14 protein-coding genes, 1 tRNA gene and 1 pseudogene are annotated in these 17,109 nt (G+C 42.0%); 6 read left to right on the top strand and 10 right to left on the bottom strand.

Annotated elements, in window-relative coordinates; translation table 11 throughout:
* Positions 1–95 precede the first annotated feature (95 nt).
* From RMZ95_RS14475 to RMZ95_RS14455, 5 genes are all read right to left on the bottom strand, one after another.
* Positions 96–172 (bottom strand) — tRNA-Met (locus RMZ95_RS14475).
* A 46-nt stretch (positions 173–218) separates the two neighbouring features.
* Positions 219–1,172 (bottom strand): asparaginase, encoded by a 954-nt coding sequence (locus RMZ95_RS14470; protein ID WP_322667280.1) that lies wholly within the window; start codon positions 1,170–1,172, stop codon positions 219–221.
* Between the two features lie 151 nt (positions 1,173–1,323).
* Positions 1,324–1,824 carry a CGLD27 family protein gene (locus RMZ95_RS14465; RefSeq protein WP_322672250.1) on the bottom strand — a complete coding sequence of 167 codons (501 nt, stop codon included), beginning with the start codon at positions 1,822–1,824 and terminating at the stop codon, positions 1,324–1,326.
* Complete coding sequence (rsfS, locus tag RMZ95_RS14460; RefSeq protein ID WP_181928677.1) at positions 1,821–2,279, bottom strand: ribosome silencing factor; 459 nt, start codon at positions 2,277–2,279, stop codon at positions 1,821–1,823. Before rsfS ends, RMZ95_RS14465 begins: the two co-directional genes overlap by 4 nt.
* A gap of 736 nt (positions 2,280–3,015) precedes the next feature.
* Entirely contained in the window at positions 3,016–4,290 is a 1,275-nt protein-coding gene (locus RMZ95_RS14455) for a glycosyltransferase family 4 protein (RefSeq protein WP_322684806.1), read from the bottom strand.
* A gap of 360 nt (positions 4,291–4,650) precedes the next feature.
* Between RMZ95_RS14455 and RMZ95_RS14450 the strand changes: the two genes are divergently transcribed.
* The 6 genes from RMZ95_RS14450 (at position 4,651) to RMZ95_RS14425 (ending at position 11,393) form a co-directional block, all read left to right on the top strand.
* A complete protein-coding gene (locus RMZ95_RS14450) occupies positions 4,651–5,829 on the top strand; it encodes a DNA cytosine methyltransferase (RefSeq protein ID WP_322684805.1) in 1,179 nt (392 codons plus the stop codon).
* 170 nt (positions 5,830–5,999) lie between these two features.
* Complete coding sequence (deoC, locus tag RMZ95_RS14445; protein ID WP_322672247.1) at positions 6,000–6,680, top strand: deoxyribose-phosphate aldolase; 681 nt, start codon at positions 6,000–6,002, stop codon at positions 6,678–6,680.
* 90 nt (positions 6,681–6,770) lie between these two features.
* Complete coding sequence (gene recO, locus RMZ95_RS14440; protein ID WP_322684804.1) at positions 6,771–7,715, top strand: DNA repair protein RecO; 945 nt, start codon at positions 6,771–6,773, stop codon at positions 7,713–7,715.
* Positions 7,702–9,342 (top strand): MFS transporter, encoded by a 1,641-nt coding sequence (locus RMZ95_RS14435; RefSeq protein WP_322684828.1) that lies wholly within the window; start codon positions 7,702–7,704, stop codon positions 9,340–9,342. Before recO ends, RMZ95_RS14435 begins: the two co-directional genes overlap by 14 nt.
* 356 nt (positions 9,343–9,698) lie before the next feature.
* Complete coding sequence (locus tag RMZ95_RS14430; RefSeq protein WP_322672245.1) at positions 9,699–10,847, top strand: glycosyltransferase family 4 protein; 1,149 nt, start codon at positions 9,699–9,701, stop codon at positions 10,845–10,847.
* Between the two features lie 150 nt (positions 10,848–10,997).
* On the top strand, positions 10,998–11,393 hold the full coding sequence (locus RMZ95_RS14425; RefSeq protein WP_322684803.1) for a hypothetical protein: 396 nt from the start codon (positions 10,998–11,000) through the stop codon (positions 11,391–11,393).
* A gap of 15 nt (positions 11,394–11,408) precedes the next feature.
* On the opposite strand, the gene RMZ95_RS14420 is transcribed toward RMZ95_RS14425, so the two are convergent.
* The 5 genes and pseudogenes from RMZ95_RS14420 to RMZ95_RS14400 form a co-directional block, all read right to left on the bottom strand.
* On the bottom strand, positions 11,409–12,218 hold the full coding sequence (locus tag RMZ95_RS14420; protein WP_322672243.1) for a peptidase: 810 nt from the start codon (positions 12,216–12,218) through the stop codon (positions 11,409–11,411).
* 10 nt (positions 12,219–12,228) lie between these two features.
* Complete coding sequence (gene secG / locus RMZ95_RS14415; RefSeq protein ID WP_118167599.1) at positions 12,229–12,462, bottom strand: preprotein translocase subunit SecG; 234 nt, start codon at positions 12,460–12,462, stop codon at positions 12,229–12,231.
* Positions 12,463–12,610: 148 nt separating this feature from the next.
* Positions 12,611–14,209 carry a 2,3-bisphosphoglycerate-independent phosphoglycerate mutase gene (gene gpmI / locus RMZ95_RS14410; protein WP_322684802.1) on the bottom strand — a complete coding sequence of 533 codons (1,599 nt, stop codon included), beginning with the start codon at positions 14,207–14,209 and terminating at the stop codon, positions 12,611–12,613.
* Positions 14,210–14,430: 221 nt separating this feature from the next.
* Positions 14,431–16,125 carry an ABC-F family ATP-binding cassette domain-containing protein gene (locus RMZ95_RS14405; protein ID WP_322684801.1) on the bottom strand — a complete coding sequence of 565 codons (1,695 nt, stop codon included), beginning with the start codon at positions 16,123–16,125 and terminating at the stop codon, positions 14,431–14,433.
* A gap of 167 nt (positions 16,126–16,292) precedes the next feature.
* A pseudogene (locus RMZ95_RS14400) lies at positions 16,293–17,095 on the bottom strand (Rpn family recombination-promoting nuclease/putative transposase).
* Between the last annotated feature and the right edge of the window lie 14 nt (positions 17,096–17,109).

The following is a 17,109-nucleotide window of genomic DNA, read 5'->3' as shown; positions in this document are numbered from 1 at the left end:
GCGCTTTTTGGATGGCTATTTCTTCCAGAATAGATCAAAATAAAACAAAACCCTGCAATCTTTACTGATTGTAGGGTTTTGTTTTATTTTTTATGTGGTGGCGGGAAGTGGATTTGAACCACTGACCTTCGGGTTATGAGCCCGACGAGCTACCAGGCTGCTCTATCCCGCGTCGCTCTTAACTTTTATAGCATAACCTATAGTCAAGAGTTTGGCAACTACAAAAATGATAATTCTCCAATTACTTCTAAACGCTTGTATTTTCCCAAGGTGACAAACTTTTCTGAGAGACTTTCGGCGGCGCTGGGACTAATCCACCCCATTTGCTGAAGTAAATGAATAGCAACGGCATACTTTGCTCGTTTTGCCCCATCCATGACTTTGATTGCCAATCCCAAGCCTTCACCGAGTCTACCAATGCACTGCACTCCTTCGGCACCAGTTTTACTGACTAGTTCTCCTGGAGTTAAGCGCATCAGTTCCGTATCAAATTCTCCATCTCCTGCGACCATCGCGGGGTGATGAGTCATAGCACGGACAATCCGCTCCATATCCAAGTTGGTACTAGAGGCTAGCAGTGCATATAAAGATGCCATGTGACCGAGTTGCATTAGATAAGTTGGTGCGCCACAATCATCATGAGCGCTGATAAATTCTGCGGCTGGCATTCGCAGCAACTCTGCTACTTTGCCCAAAATCAACTGCTGTATTGGGTGCTTGCGATCCAAGTAGTTATTCAAGGGCCAATGGCGTTGCTGACAAACGGCTAACATTCCGGCATGTTTTCCAGAGCAATTGTATTCCAGAGGACTCCGTTTGCCTTCAGGAATTGGACACTGGAGTGTAGTCGGGTCGAGATCGGCTCGCCAAAGGATGTTAAATACCTGTCGGACTTGATCTACTTTTCCTTTATGAGAACTTGTGATAATTGCTAAGTCGCGATCGCTGAGTTGATAGCGTTCCAGTGTACCTGTGGTGGTGACAGCAAGTGCCTGAAACGGTTTGAGGGCTGAACGGATAAATGCAGCAGTTTCAGAATTTCCGGCAACGGTTAGAACCCGTCCTCGTTCGTCGCAGACAACAGCTTGGACTATATGCCTGGATTCAATAATACCTTCCCGCAGCAACCGGACTTCCAGTGCTGTGGCTTGAGTTCGTTTTCCCATTGTCATGGGTTTATATTTATCACCTTTTTTAATTAAATTAGTCATTGGTTATTAGTCCTTTGTCCTTTGTCCTACCCTGCGGGAAGCCGCTGGCGCGTCTATGTCTTTTGTTTATTTACTAATGACCAATGACTAATGACTAATGACTAATGACTCTTTAAAACAAATGCCAACCTATAGTACCAATAACGTACATTCCCGCCAACCCAGCGAAGGTAAATTGTAACCGTCGCAGAATGGGTTTGATCTCGTATGCAACAATTAAGCGATCGCGGTTAAGGACTTCCTGTGGTTTAGTCCAAGTTTGACCGTCGTACCAGCCGGACTCTTCATAAAATACTGTGGGACTACAAAGGCGATCGCACACGTAGTACCAGCCTAAGTATAACCTTACCAGTATCAGCACTAACCCGACACTGGCCCCTGCTGCACCACAGAGAATAAAATGTGCAATATACTTGTGAGGAGGAAAACTTGCCGCAGCTATCGGTCCTGCGAAGAGCCAAGATAAACCCCAAATCCAAACAAGTTTCGTGATATACTCGCGCCAATGTAAAGTAGTATCACGAAACAGCCAGGAAGTTTTTAACTCTTCGTATTCATTGAGTGGTTGTTGGTCTGTAGGAACTGGGCAATTAGAAACCGAAGACCTAATCATGTTGGCTTACCCTCACCTTCATCAGATTCTGGAAGGGAAATACGTTCTGCATGAATCCAGAACGCTTCTAAATTATAAAACTCCCGTTCCTTGGGCATCATGATATGAACGATCACATCACCGTAATCTTGTAGTACCCAACTGCCCTCGACTTTTCCTTCTGTCCTTAAGGGACGGCGTTGCAACTCAGTTTCGACTTTTCCTTCAATTGCTTGAGCGATCGCCCTTACCTGTACCTTAGAATAGCCAGTCATCATCACAAAGTAATCCGCCAAGTAAGATACCTCTGCTACTTTGAGCAATAGAATCTCACCTGCTTTGCGATCTGATGCCGCAACAGCGATCGTTGCGGCTAATTTTTCGCTCGCCTCTTCGGTTTGGCCGTGGCTTATTACCGCACTCTTCGTCAGTGGGACAGATTGCAATGGGAAATTTCCTTGGAAATAATCAGTCATTAAACCTCAGGTGCTTTCTTCCTTTTGAAACAATTGTTGACATTTACTTACAAACAACGAACAATTGATCTGACAAATATGTCAATAGGTTTTTTTGAATACTAACAAAAAAACAGGTGTCTATGGGATTAGTTTGATAATTGGCTGTTTAGATTTCGCTATCCGCAACAGCTAATTGCTGATGGTTATTGTGCAGCGATAAATCAACCAATAGCTTTGCAGCAGGAATTGACAGCGAAAATAATTGCAGATTAATCAAACAGCATAATATGTAATCTAAAGCTAGTAATTTGCAAGTAACTACACATCTACGCTTTATACTGTCTGCTAAAAATTACGATACAACACAGCATACTAATTACTGGTCTAGCAAAAGTCTGATTTATTATACACGCACAAATTTGAGTATTTATATATACTTTGTAATCGGGTAATCACGGGTTAAACTTCTTGCATAAATCAAAAATAAAGAACCCCACCCCGCATTTGAGTAAAGCAAATGCTCCTCTTTCCGATGCTTTGGGGAGGGGTTGGGGGTGGGGTGTTAGGGACTTTTGCAAGAGGTCTATTGAATGAAGTGAGCCACGAGATTTTTAGTTCAACAATCCACCTGACAACCTGCTTGTCTATTGTTATATTTTTATTAGTAAAATTCGCTACCTTAAAAATTCCTAATATTTAGGCATAAGGGTATAATCGTAATTTCTACAGATGTAACATAACTTTGCAGCAAAGATTAAACTTCTTGTTTCGTAACTATGCCTGTAGATTGAATTGCTCTGCGTTCTGCTGTCAATGAGTAACACAAGGACTCATACTGATTTAAAGCTTGCTCAAAAGCATATTGTTCAACGGCATATTGGCGACTTTTATAACCCAGAGTTTTGACTTTTTCGGGGTTTTGGTACAAATCTAAAATTGCCATCGCTAAAGCTTGGGGATCTTCTGGAGGAACGATAACTCCGCCGCCACTTTGCCTAATGGCTCTTGCTGCCGTACCATTGTCGGGTACAGAAGCAACTAAGGCCCCTCCACTAGCAAGTAACACTTGAATTTTTGACGGCATATTGAAGGATACAACATTTTTCTTTTGTACCACTAAACCAACATCCGCAGCTGCTAACATCTGTGGTAAATCTTTGCGGGGTTGAAATGGCAGTAACATCACATTATCTGCGCCGCAGTCTAGACATTCCTGTTGCAATCGCTGTAGACCTTTTGCCTCTCCAACAATGACAAAGACAATATCTGGGATATGGCGCAAGGCAGAAGCAGCTTTGACGACGCTTTCTAAGCCTTGGGTTAGGGCAATGTTACCAGAATACAGTACTACAAATTTGCCGTTTAGATTATGTGCTGTACGGAAAGGGTTATCCTCTTTAGGTAAAGGGCGGATAAAATTTACATCAACCCAGTTGGGAATTTGCACAATTTTGTCCGCTTCTACACCTTTAGAGCGCAAATTTTCCACAAACCCATCGGCAATGACGCTAATTTTAGTGGCAGTGCGGTAAGCAAATTTTTCCAATAATGTAAACAACCGAATAAGTAATTTATTTTTCAATAGACCGACATGGACGGCTGCTTCTGGTAAAATATCTTGTAGATTTAAAATTACAGGACAAGCACGTAACCATCCTAAAAGAGCAACTGGTACACAGCTTGGCAAGGATGGCGATGTTGAGAGAATCACATCTGGGCGCCAACCGATGAGGGCGGGTACAAAGCTAGTGACGACGAAACTAGCATCTAATAACACCCTATCTAATAGGTTGGGTTGTGGACGAATCCAAACGTAACTGCGTTGAATTTGAACGCCATTTTTGTCTTCGTTGACATACCATTTACCCCGATATTCCTGGTAAATTTGCCGCTCAGGGTAATTGGGCATAGCGGTAACTACACGCACTTCATGCCCGCGTTTCACTAGTCCCTCTGCTAATTCAGTCATTAGTGGGGCAATACCAATCGGTTCTGGATAGTAGTTGTAGGAGTAAATTAAAATCCGCATAAAATTTAGTCCGAAGTACCCCGGCTTTTTATTTAATGACAAATATTTGTCTGAAATATCATTTGGGCTTGGAAACCCCTATATTTAATTGTGACTCCAGACTCTTTTTCTGTCAGGTATTTTCCTTAAAGATTGAGTAAACTTTAAGATGTAATACTTAGGGAAACTGTAAATTTTTTTGACTATTTAAGCAGTTTTTCAATTGTTATTTTTTGATTGGTACTTACGTAGAAACCCTAAGTATATTAGTTTTTGCCAACCCTTAAATTAAATTTTGGATAGTTAGTATAAGTTACGTACATAAACCATTTTCCGAGAATCTGAATATTAATAATAATTTTTGATCGTACTAGTAATTCAATGAGCGATCGCCCTTGTATTTTCTCTTTTTTTGCTGGCTCAGGTTTCCTCGATTTAGGTTTTGAAGCCAGCGGTTTTAATATTGTTTATGTCAATGAAATCTTCGCCCCATTTATCGCCGCCTATCGCCATTCACGGGAAGTTCTAAAAATGCAATCGCCTGAATATGGATATCATCACGGTGAAGCAGCAGATGTAACAAAATTTATTATCGGAAAAGAAGCACAACACCTTCAAGAATTAGTCAAGGACTGCCGCAAATCTCATAATATAATTGGTTTCATCGGTGGGCCTCCCTGCCCTGATTTTTCTATGGGTGGAAAAAATAGAGGAAGTTTAGGAGATAATGGCAAGCTTTCTGCTTCATATATTGAATTAATTTGCCGAAATATTCCCGACTTCTTTTTATTTGAGAATGTTAAAGGTTTGTGGAAAACGACAAAACACCGTTTATTTTTTGAATCCCTCAAGCAAAAATTGCATGAATCAGGATATATGTTAACAGAGCGGTTAATTAATGCTATCGAATATGGCGTACCCCAGGATAGAGAAAGAATTATTCTAATTGGTTTCAAAAATAATTTTCTTCAAGATATAGGAATCAAAATCGGTAGTGAAAAGTTACTAAATGAGGCATGTTTTCCTTGGAATAATTATATTTTATATCCTCAAGAAAAAGTTTTTGCTTACCACTGGTGTAAGAGTGAACCATTCCAAGAAAATTCTCTAATACCTTGTCCTGATGGCATACTTGAAGAATTAACAGTTGAATACTGGTTTAGAAAAAATAATGTTCTGAAACATCCCAATACTAAAAACTGTTTTCAACCAAGGGCAGGTATCACAAAATTTGCTGCTATTAATGAAGGAGATGATTCTAAAAAGTCTTTCAAACGTCTGCATAGATGGCGTTACTCTCCGACAGCTTGCTATGGAAATAATGAAGTACATTTACATCCTTACAAAGTCCGGCGGATTTCTGTAGCAGAAGCTTTAGCTATCCAATCTTTGCCTGTAAATTTTGTACTTCCAGAAAATATGTCACTCACTAATATGTTTAAAACTATTGGTAATGGTGTCCCATATTTGGCATCGCAGGCATTGGCTCAAAGTATTATTAACTTCTTAGGAAATAGTACAAAAAAATCTCTTGATATTCCTAGTATTACTACTACTTAGCGTTAACTTAAACACTTGTAGTAATCCTGGGATATCTGTAAAGCCAATATTAAAGACAATTCAGCAACTTGTTTTCAGGATAAACTCGTAATAAATGTGGTTTAATATATATATAAGAAATGTTTTAATTTTTTATAAAGTTTAATAATCAATCACTGGCAGAAGACACGATGGCAGCAGACTATCCAGACATTGATATTGCGCCATTTATCGATCACTCCCTGTTAATGCCAACGGCTACTCCAGAGCAGGTTGAGCAATGGTGTGAAGAAGCATATAGATTCAACTTTGCGGCGGTTTGTCTGTTCCCCGCTAATGTCAAGCAAGCAGTCGAACTCCTCCACGGTAAAAACCCGAAAGTTTGTACAGTGATAGGCTTTCCTTCTGGTGCAACGACTTCAGCAGTGAAACTGTATGAAGCTCAAGAAGCGGTGGATAGTGGGGCCACTGAGTTGGATATGGTGATGAACTTGGGCTGGTTAAAAGCTGGCAAAACTGAAAAAGTCCACCGAGAGATTGCCGAAATTTGTGAAGAGACTGGGCAAACGGTCAAGGTAATTTTGGAAACTAACCTGTTGACAGATGCGGAGAAAAAAATAGCTGCTGAAATAGCTATGGAGGCAGGAGCAGCATTCTTAAAAACTAGTACAGGTTGGAATGGTGGTGCAACTGTGGCAGATGTGCGATTTTTGCAAGAATTGGCAAAAGAAAGGGTAGGAATTAAAGCTTCAGGTGGTATTCACACTATCAATCAAGCCCTAGACTTAATCGTAGCGGGTGCTACTAGATTAGGCACATCTCGCGGTATGGATTTGATCCGCCAGCGCGATAACTTGGGAAAGGGTGAATAGTCATTTGTCCTTTGTCATTTGTCATTTGTCCTAAGCTAATGACCCTTGAGCAATGATTAATAACTACTAATGACTAGTGACTAATGACTAATGAGTAGAACCTACAAAGCAACTGGTATTAATCTTAAAACCCAGGCGCTAGGAGAATCGGATAAAATAGTGACGATTTTGACACGAGAATTCGGTCTAATTCGAGCCGTGGCTCCAGGGTCGCGTAAGCACAACTCCAGCCTGGGTGGTAGGAGTGGAATGTTTGTTGTGAATGAACTATTGATTGCTAAAGGGCGATCGCTTGATAAAATTACTCAAGCACAGACGTTAAAAACTTATCCTGGTTTAGCTAAAGATTTAGGAAAACTGGCTGCCAGTCAATATTTAGCAGAAATAGTTCTGTGTGAAGCTTTGAGCGAACAACCCCAAGAAGAACTTTATGATTTGTTCAATGAACATCTCCATCGCTTAGAGGCGGTGTCTAGTACAAATTCATTTGGTGTTTTAGCTCATCTGGCTCATGCTGTATTTCACCTTTTAGCCTTAGCAGGACTGACGCCACAAGTGCAAATCTGCTGCCTATCTCAACGTTCCCTTAAGCCAGACTTCACAGACCCCAACTGGCAGGTAGGATTTAGCATCCCTGCGGGTGGAACGGTTTCCTTAGAAGCTAGGGAACGTTTACGAAAAGAAGGGGAAAAGGAGATAAGGGCGCAACAAAGGAGCAGGGGAGCAGGGGAGGAGGGAATTAATAACCAATACCCAATGCCCAATGCTCCATCCGCAATGCTCAATGCCCAAACAGTTGTTGTGCATCGGCAAGAAATACCTGTGATTTCTAGTCGTTTGGGTGCTATGGAACTAGCTTTGCTTCAACAGCTGTCACAACCAGAGATAATGCAAATTGATAGTGCTAGAGATTATGACTGGTTATCTGTTGAGCAGATTTTGCGCCAGTATGCTCAGTATCAATTAGGTCGTCCTATTCGCTCTGCTACCTTGATCGACTCTTATTTTGCTGCCAACCATGATGCAACCTTCTGATTTGGATAAAAAAATCCTACCTTTGTCACCAAGCCTCGCCAAAAAACAGAATAGGGTATCAGATTCTACACTCAGGAATCACTTGAGTGCTGTTCCCAAGTGTACACCTAGTCAAATAAATGGCCAAGAAATGTCCCCAAAAGATATTTCTAAAAACGATCAAAATTGTCCAAAAACCGATCTTTCAAGCCAATCAGAAACACAATCTGAGGACAAATTAACCACTGCTGAGGTAGATAGCAATGGCGTTCGTAATGGGCAAAATTTGCCAATAGCTACTATTCCAGAAAAAGAATTACCGACATTAGATGCCTCTAGTTCAGATGGAGAAGCTATTGCAGGGAATGTAAAACAGCTAGGATTTTTACCTGTCTTAAAAAATCCTAATTTCTTGGCTCTTTGGGGCGGTCAAGTTTTTTCCCAACTAGCAGATAAAGTTTATTTGGTGTTGATGATTGCTTTGATTAATACTCAGTTTCAAGGAAGCAATCAGAGTATTAGTGGTTGGGTATCAGTCTTGATGATGGCTTTTACTATTCCAGCCGTATTGTTTGGTTCTGTTGCTGGTGTGTTTGTCGATCGCTGGTCGAAAAAGGCTGTGCTGGTGGCAACAAATATTTGGCGTGGCATCCTGGTTTTGTCAATTCCCTTCCTGTTGTGGTTGACTCATGATTGGAAACCCATAGGAGTGCTGCCAGTGGGTTTTTTGATCATTCTGGGTGTGACTTTTTTAGTTTCGACTTTGACGCAGTTTTTTGCACCAGCGGAACAGGCGGCAATTCCTTTAATCGTAGAAGAACAGGATTTACTCTCAGCAAATTCGCTTTATACGACAACGATGATGGCATCGGTGATTGTTGGGTTTGCTGTTGGAGAACCATTGTTAGCGATCGCCGATGGACTTTGGCTGCAAATTGGTGGTAGTGGTAATTTGGGTAAGGAACTTTTAGTTGGTGGCAGTTATGCGATCGCTGGACTAATTTTGTTCCTCCTGGCAACTAAGGAAAAACACCACCACCCCGATACAGAATTCCCTCACGTATTCTCTGACTTGCGAGACGGTTTTGCCTATCTCAAAGCAAATCATCGCATCCGCAATGCTTTGCTGCAACTGATTATCTTGTTTTCTGTTTTTGCAGCATTAACTGTTCTAGCCGTTCGGATGGCGGAAATAATTCCCAACATGAAAGCTTCCCAGTTCGGCTTTTTACTAGCAGCTGGCGGTGTTGGTATCGCTGGTGGAGCAACAATTCTCGGTCAATTTGGTCAACGCTTCTCCTATACTCAGCTAAGTCTGTGTGGTTGTATAGGTATGGCAGCATCCCTGATTGGTCTGTCAGTATTTACAACTCAACTGTGGCTTGTCTTGTTACTGGTGATGCTCGTGGGTATTTTTGGGGCACTAGTAGGAATTCCCATGCAAACTGCAATCCAAACAGAAACACCTCCAGAAATGCGTGGTAAAGTTTTTGGCTTGCAGAACAATGTCATTAATATTGCCCTCTCCTTACCTTTAGCATTAGCTGGTGTCGCAGAAACCTTTCTGGGATTACAGATAGTTTTTTTGGGATTAGCTGCGATCGTCTTTTCAGGAGGTATATTAACCTGGTATAACTCACACAAGTAGTTATCAGCTAACAGTAGTTATTATTCATTACCTTGACGTAATTAATAATTTACTTAAAGCTTTTGTGTTCGTGGTAAACTGTTGCCAGTGAAAATTTATCACATACTTGCCGGATATGAATCTGACATTAGTCAGAATAAGTTGTTTAAATATCAGAAATTAACAACTTATAACTAAAATAAATAAAGCCATCAATCAACTGGTTTAATTAGCTGACAATAAGCTTTTAAACTAGTAGAAAGTTGTGGGAATTTTTAATAAATAAAAAAACCAGCAAGTATAGCTAGATAAAATAAAAATCACAAAGGACACATAATTAATAGATTAAACCCGCTTTTCTTACAGCTAAATAAAGAATGCGTATAGCCTGGATTGGAAAAAAATCACCCTTTTGCGGCAATGTCACCTACAGTCGAGAAATTACAAATGCCTTGCTAGATAGGGGACATCAAGTTAGCTTTCTTCACTTCGCCCAGGAAGAGTCTGAACCTGATAATTGGCCAAATCTTCGAGAGGTCTCTTTACCTTTCATTTACAAGTCCCAAGTTTACACAATTCCTACTTTTAAAGCCACCAAAGTTTTAACCGATTCACTGCGGGAAATCAAACCAGATGTAGTCCATGCTTCCTTGACCTTATCTCCTCTAGACTTTTTTCTACCGGAAATCTGTGAGGAACTGAGGTTGCCCCTAGTTGCCACTTTTCACACGCCATTTGCTGGCAAGGGTGCAAAACTGGTATCAGGAACACAACTTTTGGCTTATCAGCTCTACGCGCCTTTTTTAGTTAACTACGATCGCGTGATTGTATTTTCCCAAATTCAGCGAGAATTATTGGCAGGGATGGGTGTAAGAGAAGAAAATATTGCCGTAATTCCCAATGGTGTTGATACTGCCAAGTATTCTCCAGGATTTTCTCAAATCAAAGCAGAATTTAAAGCCGAACGTTTATTTGTCTATCAGGGTCGCATAGCACCAGAGAAAAATGTCGAGGCTCTTCTCCGCGCTTGGAAGCAGTCGGCAATGAGTCCTGGTACGAAGTTGCTAATTGTTGGCGACGGCCCTTTAAAGTCTTCCTTAGAGCCTTTTTATGGTTCAGAATACGGCATTATCTGGTTGGGATTTGTCGCTGATGAAGACCGACGCATTGAAATTTTGCGGGGCGCAGATGTATTTGTTTTGCCTTCATTGGTAGAGGGTTTGTCCTTATCTCTGTTAGAAGGAATGTCATGTGGGTTGGCTTGTTTAGCAACAGATGTGGGTGCAGATGGAGAAGTATTAGAAAAGGGTGCAGGTGTAGTTATTAGTACCAAAACAGCGCGATCGCAATTGAGAACCCTCTTGCCAGTGCTGCAAGACCATCCAGAGTTAACAACCCTACTGGGGCAAAAAGCTAGAGTGCGTGTATTAGACCGCTATACCCTTAGTAAAAATATTAGTCTGCTGGAAGAACTATATAAAGGAGTTTTAGCACAGCGACCTCTACCACTAAGTCGTAGAGCGTAAGGAAAAGGAAAAGGTGCGATCGTACTGGAAATTCTAAGATGCTAATGAGTGCGATCGAGCAACAATGTTAGCCAGCATAGGCTAGTATTCTAATCATACAATTATTTGTGATTTATGAATACAGATACCTGACTAAAGAAAGTTAACGAAATGAAGTATGATGCAAGTCAGATAAAGTTGATAAATATCCCTGACTTAGAGCAGCTAGAAGATGGAAAGTGCTGCCGAACATACGTCTATTCCTTCACAACTCCGTTGCCGGAGCAAAACGTTATCGATCAAATTGCAAATAGTTTGGAGAAGAGATTCACCTTTTCAAAAGAAGTATATGAGATTCCTGAAGATGTTGAAATTTGTGCATCTATTTTCATGGATCGTTTACAAAATAACGAAGCCAGAGTTCGTGTTTTGACACATCAACCAGAAGAAGATTGCGTTTACATCTTTGGGATATACACTCTGCCACGCAAAATTGAGGAAAGGTTTGGAATGGTACAGTCGATTCAGGGACAACAGCGAGAGGCTTGGATTACTGACAGACGTTAGGGTATTACTTATCAATCAATTAATCTTTGAATTATCCACTAAAGACCATCCTAAACTGGTTGGCTGTTCATAAACCCGCTTTAGAGTATTTACATCTCTGGCAGAAATAGGTGACGGGTTACGAACTTGAGAAAAGTATAAAGCATCAGTTTGTAGCGGACTATGACCCCAAATTCCCAATGCATGACCGAATTCGTGGCGGGTAGCTGCAATGAGATACTCACCTGTTTGACTAGGGCTTAACAAGATGGTGAAGCGGTGGGATAAAATTTTGTTGCTGGTGTATAACTCGTAAGTCGTTTGTGCCGATCGCGCACGGGGTATATTACTACCAGGCGAAGTTTGTAGAGGTGGCGCTTTTCGGACAATCGTAATATCAGCAACTTCTGGCTGTTCGACTACTGTTAAAGGTAAATAAGTACTCCACTCCTGTACACCCTGCAAGACACCATTAACCCATGCTTGAGCTTGTTTTTCGCTGACAGATTTTGGTGGTTCTACGTAAACTCGAATAGGAAATTGTGACCAGACTAAATAACCAACTTGGGTTGTTGTGATTTGGGAAAAGTAGTCACCACTGTTAGTGTTATCTTGCCACTGCGCCAGTGTGGGCGGTAAGGGATGGGGTTTTGAGGAAGTGGGGAGAGAAATTATTAAATCTGAATGTATATATTCTGGTACTATTGCAAACCCATTACTCAACTGGATATTAGTAAAAATGACTAACAGCCCTGTGCCAATCAACAAGGCAAGAGCTGTAATTAACCGTCGTGAAATTAAATTTATTAGGGTGTTAAGTATCGGGTGTTGGGTTCTTTTCCCCATTTACCTATCCTTATTTAGGCAGCCAACCAGCACTTAAAACTACTGTTAAACCGAGAAAAATTACTGTCAATGCCCAAGTAATTCGGTTTAAGGTGTTTTCTGCACTTTTGGTGCTGCTAAATAATTGGGCTTGTCCACCAATGGCACCAATGCCATCACCTTTGGGACTATGCAGTAAAACCAAGATAATCAAACCAGTGGCGGAAAATGCCCAAATGCCTTGCACGATATTACTAACTGTCATGGTAGGAATCTCATTTATAACAAGTTTTCAAACAGGGAGTCAGAGTTGGGAGTTGGAAGTTGGGAGTTAGGAGTTAGGAGTTAGGAGTTAAGAAAGTTTTAATTCATCACTCTTGACTATTAACTCTTAACTCCTCACTATTACTGTTTTACAGCCCTACTTGCACGGGAGTGCGAGTACGTTGCAGCTCGTATTCTGCTGTTTTCAGCAGCGATCGCCCGGTCATTTCTGGTGGCTGAGGCAGCTGTAAAATCTCTAGAATTGTGGGGGCGATGTCGGATAGCTTGCCATCGCTTCGCAGTTCGACATTTGTACCATATCCAGGGATTTTAACTCTTTCTCCTTCCACCAAGATGAAGGGGACTGGGTTAGTAGTATGAGCCGTCCAGGGATTACCCCCTTCATCTAGCATATACTCAGCGTTGCCGTGATCGGCAGTAATAATTGTTGTACCGCCGGCTTTGATAACGCTTTCTAACAAACGTCCCAAACAGCGATCGACTGTTTCAATTGCTGTAATGGTAGCGTCTATTTGACCCGTATGCCCTACCATGTCTGGGTTAGCATAGTTAATCACAACTAGGGAATATATACCCTTTTGAATCGCAGCGATCGCAACATCTGTAACTGCTGCTGCTGACATTGCTGGGGCGTGGTCGTAAGTTGCTACCATCGGGCTACTTACTAGTTCCCGATCTTCTCCGGGAAAAGGTTCCTCCAGACCCCCATTAAAGAAATAGGTGACGTGGGCGTATTTCTCTGTTTCGGAGGTGCGGAACTGATTCAAACTATGATTGGCTATAACTTCTCCCAGAATGTTACTGAGATTCTGAGGCTCAAAGGCTACAGCCACGGGTAAGTCTGGATCGTACTGCGTAAAAGTGACAAAAGACAGTGGTGTGATTTGCTGCCTTTCAAAACCATTAAACGTGGGACTGACCAAAGCTTGAGTCAGTTGTCTGGAGCGATCGGGGCGGAAGTTGAAAAATATCACCCCATCCCCTGGTTCTATTGCGCCTGGTGCAATTCGGATTGGGTTGATAAATTCATCTTTTACCCCTTCGGCATAAGATGCTTGCAAGATTTCTACAGCCGTGCGATTATCACCTACACCATCTTGGGTCATCACGTCGTAGGCGCGTTTGACTCGATCCCAGCGGCGATCGCGATCCATCGCGTAGTAGCGACCGCTGAGGGTGACTATGCGCCCAATTCCTGTGCGGTCTATATAATTTTGCAGTAGCGCGATCGCTCTTACACCGTCAGTTGGGGCGGTGTCACGACCATCGGTGATAGCGTGAATACAAATTTCTGGAATTTGCTGATCTTTGGCTAACTCAAGTAGTCCGAATAGATGGGTGATATGCGAATGTACCCCTCCTTCAGAACAAAGCCCGACTAGATGCAGCTTGCTATTCCGAGAACGAACTTCCTGGCAAATTTTGACAAGTGCTGGTTTTAAGGCAATAGAACCGTCTTCGACTGCATCGGAGATGCGTACAAGTTCTTGCGGTACCACTCGTCCAGCACCAATGTTCAAATGACCAACTTCCGAGTTGCCCATTTGACCTTCTGGCAACCCTACGGCTTTTCCTGATGTGTGGATGAGGGTATGCGGGTAAGCTGCCCATAGACTGTCCACAATGGGAGTTTTAGCCGCAATAATGGCGTTTCCTCGCGTTTGGTCGCAGTAGCCCCATCCGTCTAAAATGACTAGCACCACAGGAGCAACAGGTGCTTTGGTCATAGTAAAATTGCCCTTTACTTTTTGTAATACCCGAATGATACCACTGCTAATCCACGCCGCAAGTGAATTTTTGCTTATTAACTTCTTTTACGAAGGACTTGCGGTTTTTGGAAATATTTTTTAAATTTTAGTAGTTTTTCTGTGACGTTTTGGAACGCTCATCAGGAATGATTACTTAGTAATAGCGCTAAAACGCTACTACTAAGCCATTTTCTAGTTTCTCATTTCCTTTTCGTAGAAGCTTTAGCAGCTTTAGCAGCTTTTTTCGCTGCTTTTTCGGCTTCTATTGCAGCTAACTTTGCCTGTTCTTTTTCTTCGGCAATTTTCTGGAGATAGTAATGATAATCTCCTAAATAGACGCGGAATTCACCATCACGAATTTCGACGATTTTATTTGCTACTTGAGAAATAAAGTAGCGGTCATGAGAGACTACAATTGCCGTGCCATCATAGTTTTGGAGCGCCTCTTCCAGCATTTCTTTAGCTGGAATATCTAGGTGGTTTGTCGGCTCATCTAAAATTAGTAGGTTAGCAGGACGTAAGAGCATTTTTGCCAACGCCAAACGAGCTTTTTCTCCTCCACTTAATGCCCCAACCGCCTTAAATACTGTGTCACCAGTAAATAAGAAGCGTCCCAAAAGCGTGCGGACTTCTTGATTATCCCAGTCGGGAACTTCATCATGGATAGTTTCCATGACAGTTTTCTTTAAGTCCAAGGCTTCAGCTTGATTTTGCTCAAAGTAACCGGGGATAACGTTATGATCGCCTAATTTAACGATACCTTCTGTGGGTGGTTCCATACCCATAATTACGCGCAGAAGGGTAGATTTTCCAGCACCGTTGGGGCCAAGAAATGCAATGCGATCGCCTCTTTCAATGAGGAGGTTTGCTGCCAGAAACAGGATTTTATCACCATAAAGATGAGTTAAATCTTGAATTTCCACTACTTCGCGTCCACTGCGGGGTGCAGGTGGAAAACGGAAATGTAGAGTTCTTACCCCAGCAATGGGTGCTTCAATACGCTCAATTTTTTCGAGTTGCTTTTCCCGGCTTTTTGCCTGGGTACTGCGGGTAGCACTGGCGCGGAATCTATCAACAAAGGTTTGCTGTTTCTCTAATTCTTTCTGTTGGCGTTCGTAAGCACTAAGTTGTGCTAATTGACTTTCGGCTTTTTGTGACAAATATGCTGAGTAGTTACCAAGGTAAGTACTGGAAACGCCACGTTCAGTTTCCACAATTTGAGTGCAGAGGCGGTCAAGGAACTCCCGGTCATGGGAGACTATTACCATCGGCGTAACCAGTCCTCTGAGGTAATTTTCCAACCACTCAATGGTTTCTAAATCTAGGTGGTTAGTCGGTTCATCCAGTAGCAACAAGTCGGGTTTTTGCAGCAAAATTTTACCCAAACTCATCCGCATTTGCCAACCACCACTGAAAGCACTGACGAGGCGATCGCCATCTTCTAGCCCAAACCCCATCTCTGGTAAAATTTTCCCGATGCGTGCATCTAAGTTGTAGCCATCCAAGGCTTCAAATTTGCGCTGCAAGCGATCCAACTTGTCGATCAGTCGATCTAGTTCCTCTGGGCTAGCCGTTTCCATCTCTTGTGGGATGTGCGCCAGAGATAACTGTACTTCGTTGGCTTCTTTGAAGACAGTCCAAAATTCTTCTCTAACGGTGCGGGTGGGGTCTACTTCAAACTCTTGGTTGAGGTAGGCTATATGTAAGCTATTAGGACGGATAATTTCGCCTGCGGTGGGTTCAATTTCCCCGGAGATGATTTTGAGTTGGGTAGATTTTCCAGCACCGTTGACACCGACTAAGCCAATGCGATCGCCTGGTTTAACTTCCCAGTTGATATCTTTGAGAACTTCGCCTGTGGGATAAATTTTACTTATATGTTCTAGTCGCAGCATTAAGTTTCTCTCAGGTAGGGAGTGGGTGGTTGAGGACGAAGTACTAACACCGCCTCTAATATTAACAAAAATTAACTATAAATTCGTCGCGATCGAGTCGGGGAGGCGCAAACTAAATTTGGCTTGAGCCACGGATAAAATTTACCACATCTATCTCAAGGCTGGCTTTATATTACTTGTCCAACTTCTTCAACACTCAAATCTAACGCCTCTGCTACTTGTTCTACAGTCAACCCTGCTGCCAACATTGCTGGTACTGCTTTTAGTTTCCCTTTAATCTCACCTCTAACCTCACTTTGTTCAATGCCTTGTTCAACCCCTTCCTGAAAGGCTTCCTGATAAAATCTGGTTTGCTTTAACTCACTTAAGCCAAACATTTCTTCCATCTCCTCCCTACTCATTGCAGGAAATTTGTAAGACAAAATAGTCTCTATAAATTGTAATAATTGCTGCTGTTTTGATGGTGAGTTTATCTCGGACTTGGTTCTGTCTATCAACTCCCTTGCTTGTGCGATCGCAATGTCTTCGGTTGCAATTACTAATTTAGCAGTTGCAATGCCAATTGGAAGCGATCCACCTTCACCTAATTCATCCAAATAAATGCGCCTGACGCGCCCACTTGTGAAAAACTCACGGTAATGTTTGATATCTCCTGTATCTACATTCCTGTTTGCGTATAAAACCACAGCACCCCAGTCATTTGATGGTTGATTTTGACGGAGGTATAAACATATTTCTGCAATTAGCCGTGAATAAATTTCCCCATCAGCTTGAAATTGCACTTCAACAAAGTAAATCGGGTTCTCGCTTCCTTGTGTAGGCAAAAACACACCATCGATTCTGAAGGCTGTTTGATTTCAACTGATGAAAATTGATAAAGGCTAGCTTCTTCTGGAAGATTACCAAGTAGTTCAAAAAAGATATCAGGTAATTCTTGAAACAGCCGATAAAACATGATGTCTGTTTTCACAATTTTATATCATT

Origin of the sequence: Nostoc sp. DedQUE07 (genome assembly GCF_034530975.2) — a bacterium.
Classification (GTDB): domain Bacteria; phylum Cyanobacteriota; class Cyanobacteriia; order Cyanobacteriales; family Nostocaceae; genus Nostoc.
This window is presented reverse-complemented; position numbering and strand designations above follow the sequence as displayed.

Bases quoted from the DNA above. Each gene is read 5' to 3' on its own strand.
- gpmI (WP_322684802.1), bottom strand. From the start codon at position 14,209: ATGACCAAAGCACCTGTTGCTCCTGTGGTGCTAGTCATTTTAGACGGA.
- rsfS (WP_181928677.1), bottom strand. From the start codon at position 2,279: ATGACTGATTATTTCCAAGGAAATTTCCCATTGCAATCTGTCCCACTG.
- RMZ95_RS14470 (WP_322667280.1), bottom strand. From the start codon at position 1,172: ATGACAATGGGAAAACGAACTCAAGCCACAGCACTGGAAGTCCGGTTG.
- recO (WP_322684804.1), top strand. From the start codon at position 6,771: ATGAGTAGAACCTACAAAGCAACTGGTATTAATCTTAAAACCCAGGCG.
- RMZ95_RS14425 (WP_322684803.1), top strand. From the start codon at position 10,998: ATGAAGTATGATGCAAGTCAGATAAAGTTGATAAATATCCCTGACTTA.
- RMZ95_RS14430 (WP_322672245.1), top strand. From the start codon at position 9,699: ATGCGTATAGCCTGGATTGGAAAAAAATCACCCTTTTGCGGCAATGTC.
- RMZ95_RS14450 (WP_322684805.1), top strand. From the start codon at position 4,651: ATGAGCGATCGCCCTTGTATTTTCTCTTTTTTTGCTGGCTCAGGTTTC.
- deoC (WP_322672247.1), top strand. From the start codon at position 6,000: ATGGCAGCAGACTATCCAGACATTGATATTGCGCCATTTATCGATCAC.
- secG (WP_118167599.1), bottom strand. From the start codon at position 12,462: ATGACAGTTAGTAATATCGTGCAAGGCATTTGGGCATTTTCCGCCACT.
- RMZ95_RS14465 (WP_322672250.1), bottom strand. From the start codon at position 1,824: ATGATTAGGTCTTCGGTTTCTAATTGCCCAGTTCCTACAGACCAACAA.
- RMZ95_RS14435 (WP_322684828.1), top strand. From the start codon at position 7,702: ATGCAACCTTCTGATTTGGATAAAAAAATCCTACCTTTGTCACCAAGC.
- RMZ95_RS14420 (WP_322672243.1), bottom strand. From the start codon at position 12,218: ATGGGGAAAAGAACCCAACACCCGATACTTAACACCCTAATAAATTTA.
- RMZ95_RS14455 (WP_322684806.1), bottom strand. From the start codon at position 4,290: ATGCGGATTTTAATTTACTCCTACAACTACTATCCAGAACCGATTGGT.
- RMZ95_RS14405 (WP_322684801.1), bottom strand. From the start codon at position 16,125: ATGCTGCGACTAGAACATATAAGTAAAATTTATCCCACAGGCGAAGTT.